12 protein-coding genes are annotated in these 14,808 nt (G+C 73.4%); 4 read left to right on the top strand and 8 right to left on the bottom strand.

What is annotated here, in order from left to right; genetic code table 11:
* Positions 1-143 precede the first annotated feature (143 nt).
* Entirely contained in the window at positions 144-1,133 is a 990-nt protein-coding gene (locus E6U81_RS35600) for a WYL domain-containing protein (RefSeq protein ID WP_136234141.1), read from the bottom strand.
* Positions 1,134-1,237: 104 nt separating this feature from the next.
* On the opposite strand from E6U81_RS35600, the gene E6U81_RS35605 reads away from it, so the two are divergent.
* Together E6U81_RS35605 and tsaD are read left to right on the top strand one after the other, a co-directional pair.
* Entirely contained in the window at positions 1,238-1,978 is a 741-nt protein-coding gene (locus E6U81_RS35605; protein ID WP_240804205.1) for an NIPSNAP family protein, read from the top strand.
* A gap of 85 nt (positions 1,979-2,063) precedes the next feature.
* A complete protein-coding gene (tsaD, locus tag E6U81_RS35610) occupies positions 2,064-3,134 on the top strand; it encodes a tRNA (adenosine(37)-N6)-threonylcarbamoyltransferase complex transferase subunit TsaD (protein WP_240804206.1) in 1,071 nt (356 codons plus the stop codon).
* Between the two features lie 32 nt (positions 3,135-3,166).
* Here tsaD and E6U81_RS35615 read toward each other — a convergent pair whose 3' ends face one another.
* Positions 3,167-4,114, bottom strand: a complete 948-nt coding sequence (locus E6U81_RS35615) for a nitrilase-related carbon-nitrogen hydrolase (protein ID WP_240804207.1) — start codon at positions 4,112-4,114, stop codon at positions 3,167-3,169.
* Between the two features lie 155 nt (positions 4,115-4,269).
* Complete coding sequence (locus tag E6U81_RS35620; RefSeq protein WP_136234142.1) at positions 4,270-5,217, bottom strand: nitrilase-related carbon-nitrogen hydrolase; 948 nt, start codon at positions 5,215-5,217, stop codon at positions 4,270-4,272.
* Between the two features lie 175 nt (positions 5,218-5,392).
* Between E6U81_RS35620 and E6U81_RS35625 the strand changes: the two genes are divergently transcribed.
* Complete coding sequence (locus tag E6U81_RS35625; protein ID WP_136234143.1) at positions 5,393-6,397, top strand: LacI family DNA-binding transcriptional regulator; 1,005 nt, start codon at positions 5,393-5,395, stop codon at positions 6,395-6,397.
* A 19-nt stretch (positions 6,398-6,416) separates the two neighbouring features.
* Here the strand turns inward: E6U81_RS35625 and E6U81_RS35630 are convergent, their stop codons facing one another.
* Complete coding sequence (locus tag E6U81_RS35630; protein WP_136234144.1) at positions 6,417-7,370, bottom strand: 5'-nucleotidase; 954 nt, start codon at positions 7,368-7,370, stop codon at positions 6,417-6,419.
* 223 nt (positions 7,371-7,593) lie between these two features.
* Here E6U81_RS35630 and E6U81_RS35635 point away from each other — a divergent pair, with 223 nt between their 5' ends.
* Complete coding sequence (locus tag E6U81_RS35635; RefSeq protein WP_136234145.1) at positions 7,594-7,878, top strand: hypothetical protein; 285 nt, start codon at positions 7,594-7,596, stop codon at positions 7,876-7,878.
* Between the two features lie 154 nt (positions 7,879-8,032).
* On the opposite strand, the gene E6U81_RS35640 is transcribed toward E6U81_RS35635, so the two are convergent.
* From E6U81_RS35640 to E6U81_RS35655, 4 genes are all read right to left on the bottom strand, one after another.
* Positions 8,033-10,909, bottom strand: coding sequence for an NHLP bacteriocin export ABC transporter permease/ATPase subunit (locus tag E6U81_RS35640; protein WP_136234146.1), 2,877 nt, complete (start codon positions 10,907-10,909; stop codon positions 8,033-8,035).
* Between the two features lies 1 nt (position 10,910).
* A complete protein-coding gene (locus tag E6U81_RS35645) occupies positions 10,911-13,190 on the bottom strand; it encodes an NHLP family bacteriocin export ABC transporter peptidase/permease/ATPase subunit (protein WP_136234147.1) in 2,280 nt (759 codons plus the stop codon).
* On the bottom strand, positions 13,187-13,993 hold the full coding sequence (locus tag E6U81_RS35650) for an HlyD family efflux transporter periplasmic adaptor subunit (RefSeq protein WP_136234148.1): 807 nt from the start codon (positions 13,991-13,993) through the stop codon (positions 13,187-13,189). Before E6U81_RS35650 ends, E6U81_RS35645 begins: the two co-directional genes overlap by 4 nt.
* A 99-nt stretch (positions 13,994-14,092) precedes the next feature.
* The gene (locus tag E6U81_RS35655) at positions 14,093-14,332 is read right to left on the bottom strand and encodes a hypothetical protein (protein WP_136234149.1); all 240 of its coding nucleotides are present in this window, start codon (positions 14,330-14,332) and stop codon (positions 14,093-14,095) included.
* Positions 14,333-14,808: the final 476 nt, after the last annotated feature.

Here is a 14,808-nt window from a genome sequence, read left to right on the forward strand (position 1 = left end):
CCCCCTGCCCGCGTTCCACGGTAGCCGCACCCGATTCCGGCTCGTCGCCGAATCCCCGTCCGGATGAAGGCGCCCCCGCCCTTGACCCGTGTTCGAGGGCCGGGCCGTCGGCCGCGGCGCGCCTGACCTCCTCGGCCGACGGGTCATGCGCGGCCGGTGACCCCGTACGCCCGGGCGAGCGCGCCCACCGTGTCGGCCATGGCCCGGCGCAGTTCGGCGGGTGCGACGACCTCCACGTCCGCGCCGAGCCGCAGCCATTCACCGCATGCGTGCGCGGTGCTCTCCGTCGGTACGACCGCCTCCACCCATCCGTCTTCGCCGACGGCGGTCGCGGTGGCGTCGACCGCCCGCACCACCTGCGGCGCGACGTTGTCGGGCAGGCGCCGGCGTCCTCGCGGGGAAAGGCGGATGGTGGCCGTGCCCGTGCAGCGGCGCGCCTCGAAGTCCGCGAGGTAGGACGCCCAGTACGCGCCCAGCTCGAAGTCTCGTGGCCGGTCGAACCGCTCGTCGCCCATCGTCGCGTCGAGGACCTGGGCGACCCGGTAGGTCGCCGCCGTTCCGTTCTCCGAGGCGGCCACGACGTACCAGACGCCGGACTTGAGGACCATGCCGTAGGGCCGGAGGCGGCGGGACACCTCCTGCGGTGCGCGCCAGCGCCGGTAGCGCGCCTCCACGACCCGCTGCGTGAGCGTCGCGTCGACGAACAGCGGCAGGTACGGGGTCCGCTCGGGCTCCCGGTACCAGCCCGGGGCGTCCACGTGGAACACCGTCGCGGTCCGCGCCGCCTCCTCCCGCGCCCCGGCCGGCAGCGCGGCCAGCAGCTTCAGCCGCGCCGCCGACACCTCCTCCGCCAGCCCCAGGTCGGCGGCCGCGTCCGGCAGCCCGGCGAAGAGCAGCGCCCGCGCCTCGCCCTCGGTCATCCCGGTCAGGCGGGTGCGATAGCCGTCGAGCAGCCGGTAACCGCCCCCGCGCCCGGGCTCCGCACAGACCGGTACCCCGGCGCCCTGCAGCCGTTCCACATCGCGGTAGGCCGTCCGCACGGACACGCCCAGCTCCTCGGCGATCGCCCGGGCGGACATGCGGCCACGGGATTGCAACAACAGCAGGACGGACAGCAGGCGACCGGCAGACATGCGCCCATTCTCCGCGGAAACCCTGACAGCACCTGGCACACCCGCGGCCTACCGTCAGTGGACCCGACGCGACAGAACGCAGCAGAGCAGAACAGGAGCTCGTCGTGCCACCCATCGACCCGGCCCGCCCTCTCACCGTGATCGAGCTCCGGCAGTACACGCTGCGCCCCGGCCGGAGGGACGACCTCGTCGAACTCTTCGACCGGGAGCTGGTCGAGCCGCAGGAGGAGGCGGGGATGGCCGTCCTCGGCCAGTTCCGCGACCTCGACGCCCCGGACCGCTTCGTCTGGCTGCGCGGGTTCCCCGACATGGCCTCGCGGCACGACGCGCTCACGGCCTTCTACGGCGGCCCCGTCTGGGCACGGCACCGCGCCCGCGCCAACGCCACCATGACCGACTCCGACGATGTCCTCCTCCTGCGCCCCCTGACGCACGACAGCGGCTTCCACGCCGCCCCGTCCACCAGGCCCCGACCCGGCACACCGGCCCCCGGGCGCTTCGTGACCGCCACGGTGTGGTCCTTCCCGCCGGCACGGGCCGACGGGACCGCGCTGGTCAGGGACGGCCTCCTGCCGCTGCTCCGCAGCACGGGAGCGGCACCGATCGCCGCGTACGCCACCGAGACGGCACCCAACACCTTCCCCCGGCTTCCGGTCCGCACGGGGGAGAACGCAGTGGTGGTCCTCACCTCCCATCCCGACGAAGAGGCCCACCGCCGGCACCTGACCGCCCTGCGTGCGCATCCCGTCGCGAGGGGCGAGGTCCTGCCGGGCATCGAGCGGGAGCAGACGTCACGCCCCCGGACACTGCGCCTGGCGCCCACGGGCCGTTCACTCATCTCCTGACGGGCGGGGCAGGGCGGGCGGGGCACGGCACTCCTTGTTGCACATATATTGCAGGTGTTGATGACGTGCAAAAGGAGTGGGCGCCGTGGGCGGACCGGTGGTTCTGGGGATCGAGTCGTCGTGCGACGAGACCGGGGCGGGCATCGTGCAGGACGGCAGACTGCTCGCCCACGTCGTCGCGACGAGCATGGACGAACACGCCCGCTTCGGCGGTGTGGTGCCGGAGATCGCCGCCCGGGCCCACCTGCACTCCTTCAACCCGGTGGTCCGGCAGGCCCTCGACCGGGCCGGGCTGCGGATCGGCCAGATCGACGCCGTCGCGGTCACCACCGGCCCCGGGCTGTCCGGGGCTCTCCAGGTGGGGCTGGCCGGGGCGAAGTCCGTGGCCTACGCGGCCGGGGTGCCCCTGTACGGGGTCCACCACCTGGCCGGGCACGTCGCCGCCGACACCCTGGAGCACGGCCCGCTGCCCGATCCGTGCGTGGTGCTGATCGTCTCCGGCGGCCACACCTCGCTGCTCCTCGTACGGGACCTCGTCCGCGACCCGATCCTCCACCTCGGCGACACCCTCGACGACGCGGCCGGGGAGTGCTTCGACAAGGTCGCCCGGATCATGGGCCTGCCCTACCCGGGCGGCCCCGCCATCGACAGGGCCGCCAGGGACGGCGACCCGAAGGCCGTGGCGTTCCCGCGCCCGCTGACCCGGCCGGGCGACGACCCGTACGCGTTCTCCTTCTCCGGCCTCAAGACGGCCGCCGCCCGATGGGTCGAACGGCACGTCCAGCGCGGCGAGGAAGTCCCCGTCGCCGACGGCGCGGCCGCCCTCCAGGAGGCCGTGGCCGACGTGCTGACCCGCAAGGCTCTCGCCGCCTGCCGCGCCCACGACGTGAAGACGCTGATCGTGGTCGGGGGAGTGGCCGCGAACTCCCGTGTCCGCGCCCTGGCGGAGAAGCGGTGCGCCTCGGCCGGGATCGAGCTGCGCGTCCCGCCGATGACGCTGTGCACCGACAACGGTGCGATGATCGCCGCGGTCGGCGACCTCCTGGTCCGCTCCGGTGCCGAGCCGGCGCCCCTGGACGTGTCGATCGACCCGTCCGCCCCCCTGGAGTACGCCGCACTGACCCCGCTCGCCCGGCCGGCGGCCCGGGTCGCCTGATCCCGCGGACCGGGTCGGACCGGGTCGGGTCGCTAGAGCGCCTGCCGGGCGGTGCGTTCGGTGAGGGCGCCGTAGATCTCGGGGCGGCGGGTGCGCATGAGGCCGAAGTCGAGCCAGTCCCGGCGCTGGTCGAGGTCCAGGTCGGCGACGAGCACGGCCGGGGTGTCGCGGGGCGCGCGCAGCATGACGCGGCCGTAGGGGTCGGAGATGAACGAGGAGCCGTAGAAGGTGGAGCGGCCCTCGGTGCCCACGCGGTTGGGCACGATCATGAAGAGGGCGTTGGCGAGGCCGTTGGCGCTGATCGCGTGTTCCCACATGGGCCGGGTGTCGAAGTCGGGCAGGTCGACCTCGGAGCCGATGGCGGTGGGGTGGACGAGGACGTCGGCGCCCGCGAGGGAGTAGGCGCGAGCCAGCTCCGGGAACCATTCGTCCCAGCAGGTGGGGAAGCCGAACCGGGCGCCGGCGTGGGCGATGACGGGGAACCCGCTGTCGCCGGGGCGGAAGCACAGGTCCTCGCGGTACCCCGGGAACGCCGGGATGTGGTTCTTGCGGGTGCGGGCGATGAGTCTGCCCTCGGCGTCCACGCACACGGCGGTGTTGTAGCCGAGCCCGCCGTCACCGGCCCGCTCGTACAGGGACGCGTGCACGGCGATGCCCAGTCCGGTGGCCAGTTCGGCGGCGAGGGCCACGGTGGGGCCGGACTCGACGTCCTCCAGCCACCGCTCGGCGCCGTCCGCCATGGGGTCCTCGGTGTTGCAGAAGTAGGGGCTGCGCGTCAGTTCGGGCAGGCACACCACCTTCGCGCCCTGCGCGGCGGCCAGGGCGGCCCCCTCGCGCAGGCGGTCGTCGTGCTCGGCCGGGTCGGCGTACCAGCGCATCTGGACGAGCCCCACCCGCAGCGGTTCGCGTTCGGCGGGCCGGGTGCGGCCCGGGGAGCCGAGGGGGGAGTCGTAGGAGGTGAGGAGTGCGTACGTGGTCACGGGCGTTCTGCCTTCGGGAGTCGAAGTCGGGAGTCGGGAGTCGGTCGGGAGGTCTGGTTTCTGACTGAAGTTTCAGTCAGAAGCCGCCGGGTGAAAAGGCCCGGCCGGAGGGTGCGGCCGGGCGGCGGGGGTGTCCGGGTCCCTGGCGGGGGCCGTCAGGGGGTGGCGGTCAGCGGCGCGTAGGCGTCCGGGCGGCGCGTGGCCAGGAACGGGAAGAGCTCCAGCCAGTCCCGGCGGGCGTCGAGGTCGAGGTCGGCCACGAGTACGGCGGCCTCGTCGCGGGGCGCCTGTGCCAGGACCCGGCCGTAGGGGTCGGCGACGAAGGAACTGCCGTAGAAGGTGAGGCCGTTCTCGGAACCGATGCGGTTGGGGACGACCATGAACGTGGCGTTGGCGGCGGCGTTTCCGGTGATCACGCGCTGCCAGATCGGCCGGGTGTCGAAGCCGGGGTGTCCGGGCTCCGAGCCGATGGCGGTCGGGTAGACCAGGATGTCGGCGCCGGCCAGGGAGTAGGCGCGGGCCAGCTCGGGGAACCACTGGTCCCAGCAGGTCGGCAGCCCGAAGCGGGCCTGGTCGACCGCGACCACGGGGAAGGCGTCGTCGCCGGCCGGGCCCCGGCGGAACCAGCGGTCCTCGTAGTAGCCCTCAGTGATCGGGATGTGGGTCTTGCGGGTGCGCAGGGCGAGCGTGCCGTCCGGGGCGACCAGGACGGCCGTGTTGTACCCCAGCCCGTCGTCGTCGCTGCCGTCCGGGGCCGGAGCCGCTTCGTACAGGGAGGCGTGCACGTACAGGCCGTGCGTACGGGCGGCCTCGGCCGCGAAGGTGAAGGTCGGACCGGTCAGCAGGTCCTCGGGCTCGGCGGGCTCCGGGTGGTCGGCCTTCGGTACGACGGCGAAGTACGGCGACAGCGTCAGCTCCTGCAGGCACACCACCCGCGCCCCTTCCGCCGCGGCGAGGGCGATGCCCTCCAGGAGGGCGGCGCGGTGCTCGGCGGGGTCGCGGTGCCAGCGCTGCTGGACGGCTGCGACGCGCAGGGCGGCCCTCTCGGCGGGCCGGGTGCGGGAGGGTGATGCGGGCGGGTCGTACGCGGTGATCAGACGCATGTGAGATCCAGACGGGCGCGGGGAGGGCACGCGGAAAGGGTCGCGTTCGGTCATGCCGGAACGTTCCGGCAGGGCCTGAATGTAGACCGTGCCGGAACGTTCCGGCAACCCTCGTGGCGGACTGTGCCGGAACGTTCCGGCACAGGCGTCGGGAGACCCCCTAGAATGCGGAAGCGTGAACGCCGCCCGTACCGTGACCCTCCTCGACGTCGCCCGCGCCGCCGGAGTGTCCAAGAGCACCGTCTCCGACGCGCTCCAAGGCTCCGGACGGGTCGCCGAAGCCACCCGTGACCGGGTCCAGGAGGTCGCCGACCGCCTCGGCTACCGGCCCAACAGCGCCGCGCGCCGGCTGCGCCGCGCCAGTACGGGGGCCGTCGGTCTGTACCTGCCCCAGACCGCGACACGGCTCGACTACTACATGAACCTCGCCTTCGGGGCCGTCGCCCGCGCCCAGGAGGAGGGCCTCGACGTCGTCCTGCTCGCCGCCGCCGCCGGCGGGCCCGGCCGGTACGCCTCACGGGTCGACGGCCTCCTCGTCATCGACCCCGAGGTCGGCGACGCGGCGGTGCCCGCTCTCCTCGACGCCGGCGTCCCCGTCGTCACCGGCGAGCGCTACCTCGGCCCCGCCCCCGCCCCGACCGGCGCCGTCGTCTGCGACAACTCGGCCTCGCTGACCGCGCTCCTCGACCACGTACGGGCCCGGGGCGCCCGCCGGCCCGCTCTGCTGGCCCCCGCCGACACCTCGGCCTGGGCCGCGGCCCTGCACACGACCGCCGCGGGCTGGGGCGAGGAGCACGGCACCCCGGTGGCGATCCACCCGGTCCCGTTCGCCGCCACGGCAGGTGAAGCGGAGCGGGCCACGCTGGCACTGCTGTCGGAAGAGCCCTCGATCGACGCCGTCGTCTGCGCCCCCGACGGCGCGGCGCCGGGAGTCCTGCGCGCGGCCGCCGTCCTGGGCCGCACCGTCGGAGCGGACTTCCTCGTCGCCTCCTGCGTCGACGGCACCGCGACCCGCAGCAGCAGCCCGCCCATCACCGCGGTCGACCTGCGCCCGGCCGAGTACGGCCGCGCCTGCGCGGACCTCCTGTGCGACATCCTCGCCGGCCGCGCGCCGGCCGACACGGCCCGCCGGCACGAGTGGAGCCTGGAGACCCGGGGCTCGACGCTGCGCGCGGGCTGAGTGAGGGCGACCCCCTCGCTCAGGCGCGGGAAGTGCCGTCGGGAGGCGGCGTGTTGACGATGCCGAACGGCACGTGGACGCTGGGAGTGGCCGGCGCCGTGCCGTTCAGGTGGGCGACCTGGTCGTCGAAGAAGATGTGCGGATCGAGGGTGCTCATCACGGCGGCCTTGTCGATGCCGCCGAGGAAGAACGCGTCGTTGACCCGCAGCCCCCACCGCTTGAGGCTCCGCACGGCACGTTCGTGCGCGGGCGCGTCCCGGGCGGTGACCAGGGACACCCGGAGTCGCAGCCGGTACGCGGGGTTCTCACGGCGCTTGTCCTCCTCGCGGCGCTGGATCCGGTTGATGCCCGCGAGGAACTCGCTCAAGGGGCCCGGGTCGTGCGGGGTCGTCACGTTGAGGACCTCGTGCGCGCGGAAGCCGTCGATGCCGACGTCCTGGAAGACCCGCTCGGAGGAGTCGCTCGCCAGTACGCCGTCGAAGTCGAAGGCGATGCGGAGTTCGCGGTCGTCCTCGTCGTCGACCCGCGCCGTCTGCAGGACGTGCCCCGCGGGCAGCCCGTCGGCCACCGCCGCACGGACGTCCGCCCCGTCGGCCGACAGGAACAGAGACATGTTCAGGGCGCGCATGAACCGGTGCGCCGACCGGCCCTGCCGGAAGACGGCCCGGCTGATGGGCAGACCGTGCGCGGCGATCGAGCGCATGACGCGCAGGCCGCTGTCCGGGTCGTTGCGCGAGAGGATGATGACCTCGACCAGCGGGTCCGAGGGGTCCGCGAGGTCGTTCAACGACAGGAGCCGCCGGACGAAGGGGAAGGCCACGCCCTTGGCCAGGACATCGTCCACGTGGGCCTCCTGGTGGGCGCGGTACGCGTCCTCGCCCTGCTCCCGGAAGACCGCGTCGCAGTCGGCCAGGTCGAACAGGGCGCTGGAGGCGATCCCGATCACCAGGCGGTCGGACAGGTCGTACTTCATGACGCCCCCTGCTGGCACATGGGCGACATCGCGATGATGATCACCCGTTCCTACATGCCGAAAATACATGCCCTCGCGCGCCTCCACCGGCCGCCGGCTCGTGAGCGGGCGGCAGCAGTCGTACGGTGGTCAAGGCGACCGGAACCGGCAGGCACGGCCAGGAAGCCGTCGCGCTCTTCGCCGTCCGGTCGGGTGACCGCACACTGAGAGCAGGTGCATCCCCTTGCGCACATCAACTCGCACGTCGACCCGTATCGCCGGAGTCCTCACCGGACTGGCACTCGCCCTCGGCGGCGCGGCTCTGGCCGCCCCCGCCGCCCACGCGGACGTGACGGCCTGCATCAACCAGGTCGAGCGCGAACTCCAGGGCGGCGAAGCCCCGGACTCCATCCGCATGGCCTGCTACGTCGGCCTCACCGGCGACCACGAACAGTGCGTGAGCGGCCTGACCGCGAGCGGTGTCACGAACGGGACCGCGGTCACCGCCTGCCGGGTGGCCCCGCAGTAGCCTTCCCCGTCCGCCGCCCCGACTGCGGGGCGTCCGTGGCCACGAGGGCGGCCTCCTCCACGGAGCCCGGCCGAACCGGGCCGTCCCCGGAGTGGCCGCCCTGAGCCTCGGCTGCGCCGCAACACCCTCCCCCCCCCGGCACGTGCGGAGTCCGTCAGTGCAGTTGGCGGCGGACCAGGGTGTGGAAGAGGCCCGTCGGGTCGGCGAGGAGTTCGGCCGGGGGGCCCTCTTGGACGATGCGGCCGTCCGACATGGCGATCACGCGGTCGGCGTCCATGACCGTGGACAGGCGGTGGGCGATCACGAGGCGGGTGGTGCGCAGGGCGCGGGTGGATTCGATGACCACGCGCTGGGCCTCGTTGTCCAGCGCGCTCGTGGCCTCGTCGAGGAAGAGGACGCGCGGTCTGCGGATGAGGGCCTGGGCGATCATCAGGCGCTGCCGCTGGCCGCCCGAGACCGTGCCGCCGCCGTCGGACAGGATGGTGTGCATGCCCATCGGCATGGCCTTGATGTCCTCCGCCAGGCCCGCCATCGCGGCGGCCTCCCACGCCTCGTCGAGCGAGAACGTCCCGGCGCCGCGGATGCAGTCGAGGATCGATCCGGTGAGGGGCTGGGCGTTCTGCAGGACGACGCCGCACTGGCGGCGCACGGCCGCCTGGTCGAGGGCCGCCAGGTCCTGGCCGTCGTAGAGCACGCTCCCCGAGACGGGTCTGTCGAAGCCGATGAGCAGCCGCAGCAGCGTCGACTTTCCGCAGCCGCTGGCCCCGACGATCGCGACGAACTCGCCCGGCGCGACGCGGAGGCTGACGCCGTCGAGGACGAGCGGGCCGTCGTCGGCGTAGCGGTAGGAGAGGTTCTCGGCTTCGAGGGCGCCGGTCAGCTCCCCCGGCCGGGTGCTGGAGCGGGCCACCTCGGGGGTCTCCCGCAGGACCGGCTCGATCTGTTCGAACATCGGCAGGACCGCGGCGGCCGAGATGAGGGCCCCGGTCAGCTGCGTGACCGACGAGAGCAGCATCGTGAGCGCGGTGCTGAAGGTGAGGAACTCGCCGGCGGACATGGCGCCGCGTGCCGGTCCGGCCAGCAGCACGAACATCACCAGGGTGCACAGCGGCAGGTGGACGGCCCCGAGGACCGTGATGACGTTCTGGATCCGGCCGATGCGCTGCTGCAGGTCGCGGGTACGGGCGAACTCCCGCGCCCAGGCCGCGTACGCGAAGCTCTCGGCCGCTGCGACGCGGAGCTTGGGCAGGCCGCGCAGGGTCTGGAAGGCCTGGTTGGCCAGTCGGTGGCCGAGCGTGTTCAACCGGCGTTCGTAGCGCAGCTGCCACAGCCCCAGGCCCAGGAAGACCACCGCGACGACGACCAGCATGCCCAGCGCCGCCAGCGCCAGCGGCACGCTGTAGAGGAGCAGCAGCACCAGGTTGACCACACCGACCGTGCACGCCTGGACGCAGACCGGGCCGATGCCGGACAGGACGCGGCGGATCGTGCTGATGCCCATGGCCGCGCCGGCCAGCTCGCCGGTGGAGCGGCCCGCGAAGAAGGTCGCCGGCAGCCGCAGCAGCCGGTCCCACACCGCGGGCTGCAAGGTGGCCTCGATGCGGCCCTCCATGCGCAGGAGGGCGGTGTTCTGGAGCAGCATGAAGACGGCCGCGACGATGCCGGCCGTGATGAGGGCCAGCCCGGTCTGCACGATGAGGCCGTTCTCCCCCTGGGGGACGAACCGTCCGAGGACCTGGCCGGTGGCGATCGGCACCAGTGCGGCCAGCACCACCGAGACCAGGCCGCCCAGCAGCAGGCTGCGCAGCTCGGGAAGGGTGCCGCGCAGGGTGAAGCGGAGCAGCGCCGGCAGTCCCACCGGCCCGTCGGGCAGGGGGCGGTACAGCATCACGGCGCGCGGTTCGAAGGCCGCCTCGTTGGTCCTCCCGACGCGCTCGCGCGTGCCGGCGGCGGGGTCGACCGCCTCGTAGCCGCCGCGCCGCCACAGCAGGGCGACGGGCGTGCCGTCCTTCTCGCGGCGGCCCACCAGCGGGCCGCTGTTCTCCCGCCACCAGCGCCCGGCGAGCCGGACCGGGCGGGTGCGGATCCGCGAGGCGAGCGCGATGCGTTCGACGGGGTCCAGCTGCTCGGACGTGCTGCCGCCCCGGTTCGGCGGGGACAGGGCGATGCCGGCCGCGCCGGCCACGACCCGGCACGCGGCGAAGGTCGCGTCGACGTCCCCGCCCCGCCGGGGATCCCGGCCGGAACCGGAAATGGACGCCAGCAGGGTCCGGTCCGCCTGGGTACGGGCGGCGCGGCCCGCCTCGATCCCGGCGGCCGTACGGTCCTCGTGGGCGCGCTCCAGCTGTTCGATCCAGCTGTCCAGGGCGTACAGCAGCCGGTACTGCTGGTCCACCATGCCCTGCCACATGGCCGCGTCGACGAGGAGGGTGCCCACCGCCTCCGCCTCGTAGACGGCGCCGTACCGGACGCTGCCCGGGGCGATCCGCATCCACAGGATGTCGTCGTCGGCCCCGCCCAGCCCGGTGGCGGCCGCGCCGTCCAGCGGGGCCTGGTACAGCACGCGCAGGCCCCGGCCGATGCCGCGCGCGAAGGCGTCCTCCAGAGGGCTCGGCCGGCCTGCCGCGGGGCCGGCGGGGCCGTACCGGCCTTCGTCGGCGTGCCACGCCCCACCGTCGAACGGGCCCGAGTGCTCCGGATGGTGCGGGTACTCCGGGCGCTGCAGCTCGCGCAGTTCGATGCGGCGCAGCAGGCATCCCTGCAGGGGCCGCCCGACCAGGGTGTGGTCGGGGCCCTCGGCCGGACCGAGCAGCAGGGTGCCCGGCTCCAGCCGGCCCAGGAAGTGCCAGTGCCCGGCCTGCGCGGCGTCCACCGCGAACAGGTCCAGCTCGCCCTGTACGACCAGCCACAGGACGAGCGGGCCCTCCAGGGACAGGCTGCGTACGCCCGCGCAGTCGACGGGCCTGCCCAGGGCGCCCAGAGCCGCCACGACCGGGTCGACGGCGGCATGGGTGTGGTGCGGGTGTGTCACCTCAGTGCTCCTTGACCAGGGAGGCGTATGCGCCCTGTACGGCGACCAGGTGTTCGTGCCGGCCGCGTTCCACGACAGTGCCCCGGTCGAGCACGACGATCTCGTCGCTGTCGCGCACCGTGCTGAGGCGGTGGGCGATCACCACACAGGCGCAGCCGCGGCGGCGCAGGTTGTCGATGATCACCTGCTCGGTGACCGCGTCCAGTGCGCTGGTCACCTCGTCGAGCACCATGACGCTGGGGCGGCGCACCAGAGCCCGCGCGATCTCCAGGCGCTGGCGCTGGCCGCCGGAGAAGTTGCGGCCGTCCTGTTCGACGCGGCTGTGGATGCCGCCGGGGCGCCGGGCCACCACCTCGTACACGGCGGCGTCCTCCAGGGCGGCGACGACGGCCTCGTCCTCGATGGTGGGGTCCCACAGCGTGACGTTGTCGCGGACGGTGCCCTCGAAGAGGAAGACGTCCTGGTCGACGAAGGAGACGGAAGCGGCCAGCGCGCCGCGCGGGATGTCCTCCAGCCGCATCCCGTCGATGCGGACGGCTCCCGCCCAGGGGGTGTGCAGGCCCGAGATCAGCCGGGAGACGGTGGACTTGCCGCTTCCGGAGCCGCCGACGAGAGCGACCTGCTGGCCGGGGCCGACCGCGAGCGAGAAGTCCTCCAACAGCGGTGGATCCAGCGGGCTGTAGCCGAAGGTGATGCCGTCCAGCTCCACGTGTCCCTTGAGGCGCCGGGTGGAGGCGGCGGGCTCGCGCCGGGCGTAGACCGGGTCGACCGGGAAGTTCTCGACGTCGCCCAGGCGCGCGACGTCGGCCGCGAAGTCCTGGATCCGGCCGGCGACGCCGCCCAGCCGGGAGATCGGCGCGGTGAAGCTGGTGACCAGGGCCTGGAAGGCGACGAGCAGGCCCACGGTGAGATGGCCCTCCACCGCCCGCAGGCCGCCGATCGTCAGGATCAGTGCGCTGTTGAGCGCTGCCAGCGTGGGTGCCACGATCGCCAGCCACGCGCTGGGCACGCCGAGCCGCTGCTGGACGTCGAGGGTGACCGCGTGCTGTCCGGCCCAGCGGCGGAAGAAGCCGTTCTCGCCGCCCGTGGCCTTCATCGTCTCGATGAGCTGGAGCCCGCCGTACGAGGTGTTGGTCAGCCGGGCGCTCTCGGCGCGCAGCTTGCGCGTACCGGTGGCCCTCAGCCTGATCGCGATCCGCAGGGCGACCACGTTGAGCAGCGCCACGGCCACCCCCACGAGCGTGAGCTGCGGATCGTACGTCCACAGCAGCACCGCGTAGAGGACGACCACCACGGCGTCCACGCCCGCGGCGGACAGGTCGCGCGCGAGGGTCTCGGCGACGGCGTCGTTGGACTGGAGGCGCTGGACCAGGTCGGCCGGGTTGCGCTGCGCGTAGAAGGCGACCGGGAGCCTGAGCAGGTGCCGGAAGAAGCGGGCGCTGCCCAGGGTCGAGGAGATGACGCGCCCGCGCAGCAGGTTGGTCTGCTGCAGGGCGGTGAGGGTGGCGGTGAGCACGAGGGCGACGGCCATCGAGGCGAACAGCACGCCCAGCAGGGACGTCTGCTCCCCGATCAGGAACATGTCGATGTACGTACGGCTCAGCGCCGGCACCGACGCACCGACGGCGACCAGGAGGAGGCTGGACGCCACGGCGGCGGCCATGGTGCCCGAAGTGCCCCGCAGGCGGGCCGGCATGGTGCCCAGGACGCCGGGCCTGCGACCGCCGCGGCGGAAGCCGTCACCGGGCTCGAAGGTGAGGACGACTCCCGTGAAGCCGGTGTCGAACTCGTCCATGGGGACGAACCGGCGGCCCTTGCCGGGGTCGTTGACGTACACGCCCCTGCGGCCGAACCGCCGGGTCGTGCCCTCGTAGACGACGTAGTGGTTGAACTCCCAGAACAGGACGGCCGGGCCGCGGACCTCGGCGAGCGCGGCCAGGTCCATCTGCATGCCCTTGGCGTTCAGCCCGTACCCGCGGGCCGCCTTGAGGAGGTTGCTGGCGCGGGAGCCGTCGCGGGAGACGCCGCAGGCGATGCGCAGTTCTTCGAGGGGGACGAAGCGGCCGTGGTGGCCGAGCACCATCGCCAGGGCGGCGGCGCCGCACTCGACCGCCTCCATCTGCAGCACGGTGGGGGTGCGTACGGGCCGGGGCGTCCGCCCCCTGGGGGCGGGGGCGGGTCTGCGGCGGGCGCCGCCCTTCGGCTCGGGGCGCCGGCGCCGGCGCCCGGCGGGCGGGAGCTGGGGTGCCCGCGGCGGTGTCCCGGTCTGCGGCGCGCTCACGGCAGGAGCCAGTCGACCGGGCGCTGCGCGGCGAGGCGGACGGCGCCGCTGACCGGAGTCCTGGAGTCGACGGCGTACGGGGGGCCGTCCGCGGAGGACCACCGGTAGCCGGACGCGGTGGCGGAGGAGCGTTCGAGCCGTACGACCACGGCCACCGGGCTGCCGTGGCGGGAGAACTGTTCGGCGAGGCCGCCGTCGCCGAGGAAGCCGGCGATCTGGGCCTTCGTCAGGGGTGCGCGGCCGACCTCCGTCACGCGCCCGCGCAGCGTGCCGTACTGCTGCCGGGGGACGGACTGGACGCTCAGGTCGACGGTGGCGCCCACCGGGATGGCCGGGCCGCTGCCGCCCGGCACGTACAACACGGCCACCAGCGGGTCCTCCGGATCCTTCACACGTTCCACGGTGGCCACGTCGGCACCCGTGGCGACGACCGAGCCCACCTTGGCCACCAGGGTCGTCAGGCGGCCGCCCGTCACCGCGCGCACCGGTCGTTCCCCCTGCTCCGTACGGACGTTGAGCAGGGGTGCGCCGGCGGCCAGCGCCTGGCCCTCCTCGGCGAGGACCGCGGTCACCTGTCCCGCGACCGGGGTCTGCAGCACGTAGCTGCCCTCGGCCCGGGTGAGGATGCCGGGTGCGCTGAGCTTGGACGACACGGTGCCGGTGAACGCCCAGTGGGCCGCGGCCGCCATGACGGCGATCGTGACCGTCAGGACGAGCCGCCCCTGCGGGCGCGCGAAGCGAACGGGCAGATCGAGCTCTTCGGGCGATTGCAGCTTGGAAAGAGCCTTTTGGCGAAACTGCACGGACGATTCCTTCGACTGCATTTGTATCGGTGGGGCACGGGTACAGCCGTGAACCCCGGAGCCGTGGGGGATGCTCCGGGGTTCATCGGGATTTCCCGATCAGAGGCCGGCGCGACCGGTGTTCACCGAAACGCCGGTGATGCCGGTGGCGAGGCCGGGGACGTGGGAGACGATGCCCGTCGCGGCCTGGACGGTGTCGAGGGAGCCCACGACGCCCACGAGTCCGCTGACGTCGCTGGTCACGGCGCCGGCCAGGCCGCCGGAGACGCTGATGATGCCGCCGGAGACGGCGTCCAGCTCGGTGTCGTCGATCTCGCGGGTCTCGATGTCGTTACGCATGGCGCGCACCTTTCATTGGGGGGAGGAATTCACCGCAGGGAGGCGGGCGGCCCGAATCCGGGCCGCGGTGCCTGATTGCTGCGGTGGGCACGATGAAAGCACGCGAACGGGGTACCCAACCAATCCCGTTGACTGCCCATCACGGGCGGACGATCACCTCTGGCGAGGGACGTGCAGCTTGATTCACCGAATGGTGGCGACTTCTTCACGAGATCGAGTAACAGATACGGGCCGTGCACTGCTTACACAGAACCAAACGGACGAACCATGCCAATACGGATGGTGCATAACCGGCATTCCGGTGAGCGGGGGAGGCTGCCTGTCGAGATCGGGGACACGGTGTGCAGGTTTCCGCATGCCTGTTGCGATCCGGCGTGACGCTACTGCCAGTCGTCGTCCCACGGCGGCGGATCCGTCTCGTCCAGGTCGAAGGGCGGCTCGTCGTGCTCCGGCGCCGCGGACCGCGCCGCCGGAGC

It is taken from the genome of Streptomyces sp. A0592 (assembly GCF_004795115.1).
Classification (GTDB): Bacteria; Actinomycetota; Actinomycetes; order Streptomycetales; family Streptomycetaceae; genus Streptomyces; species Streptomyces erythrochromogenes.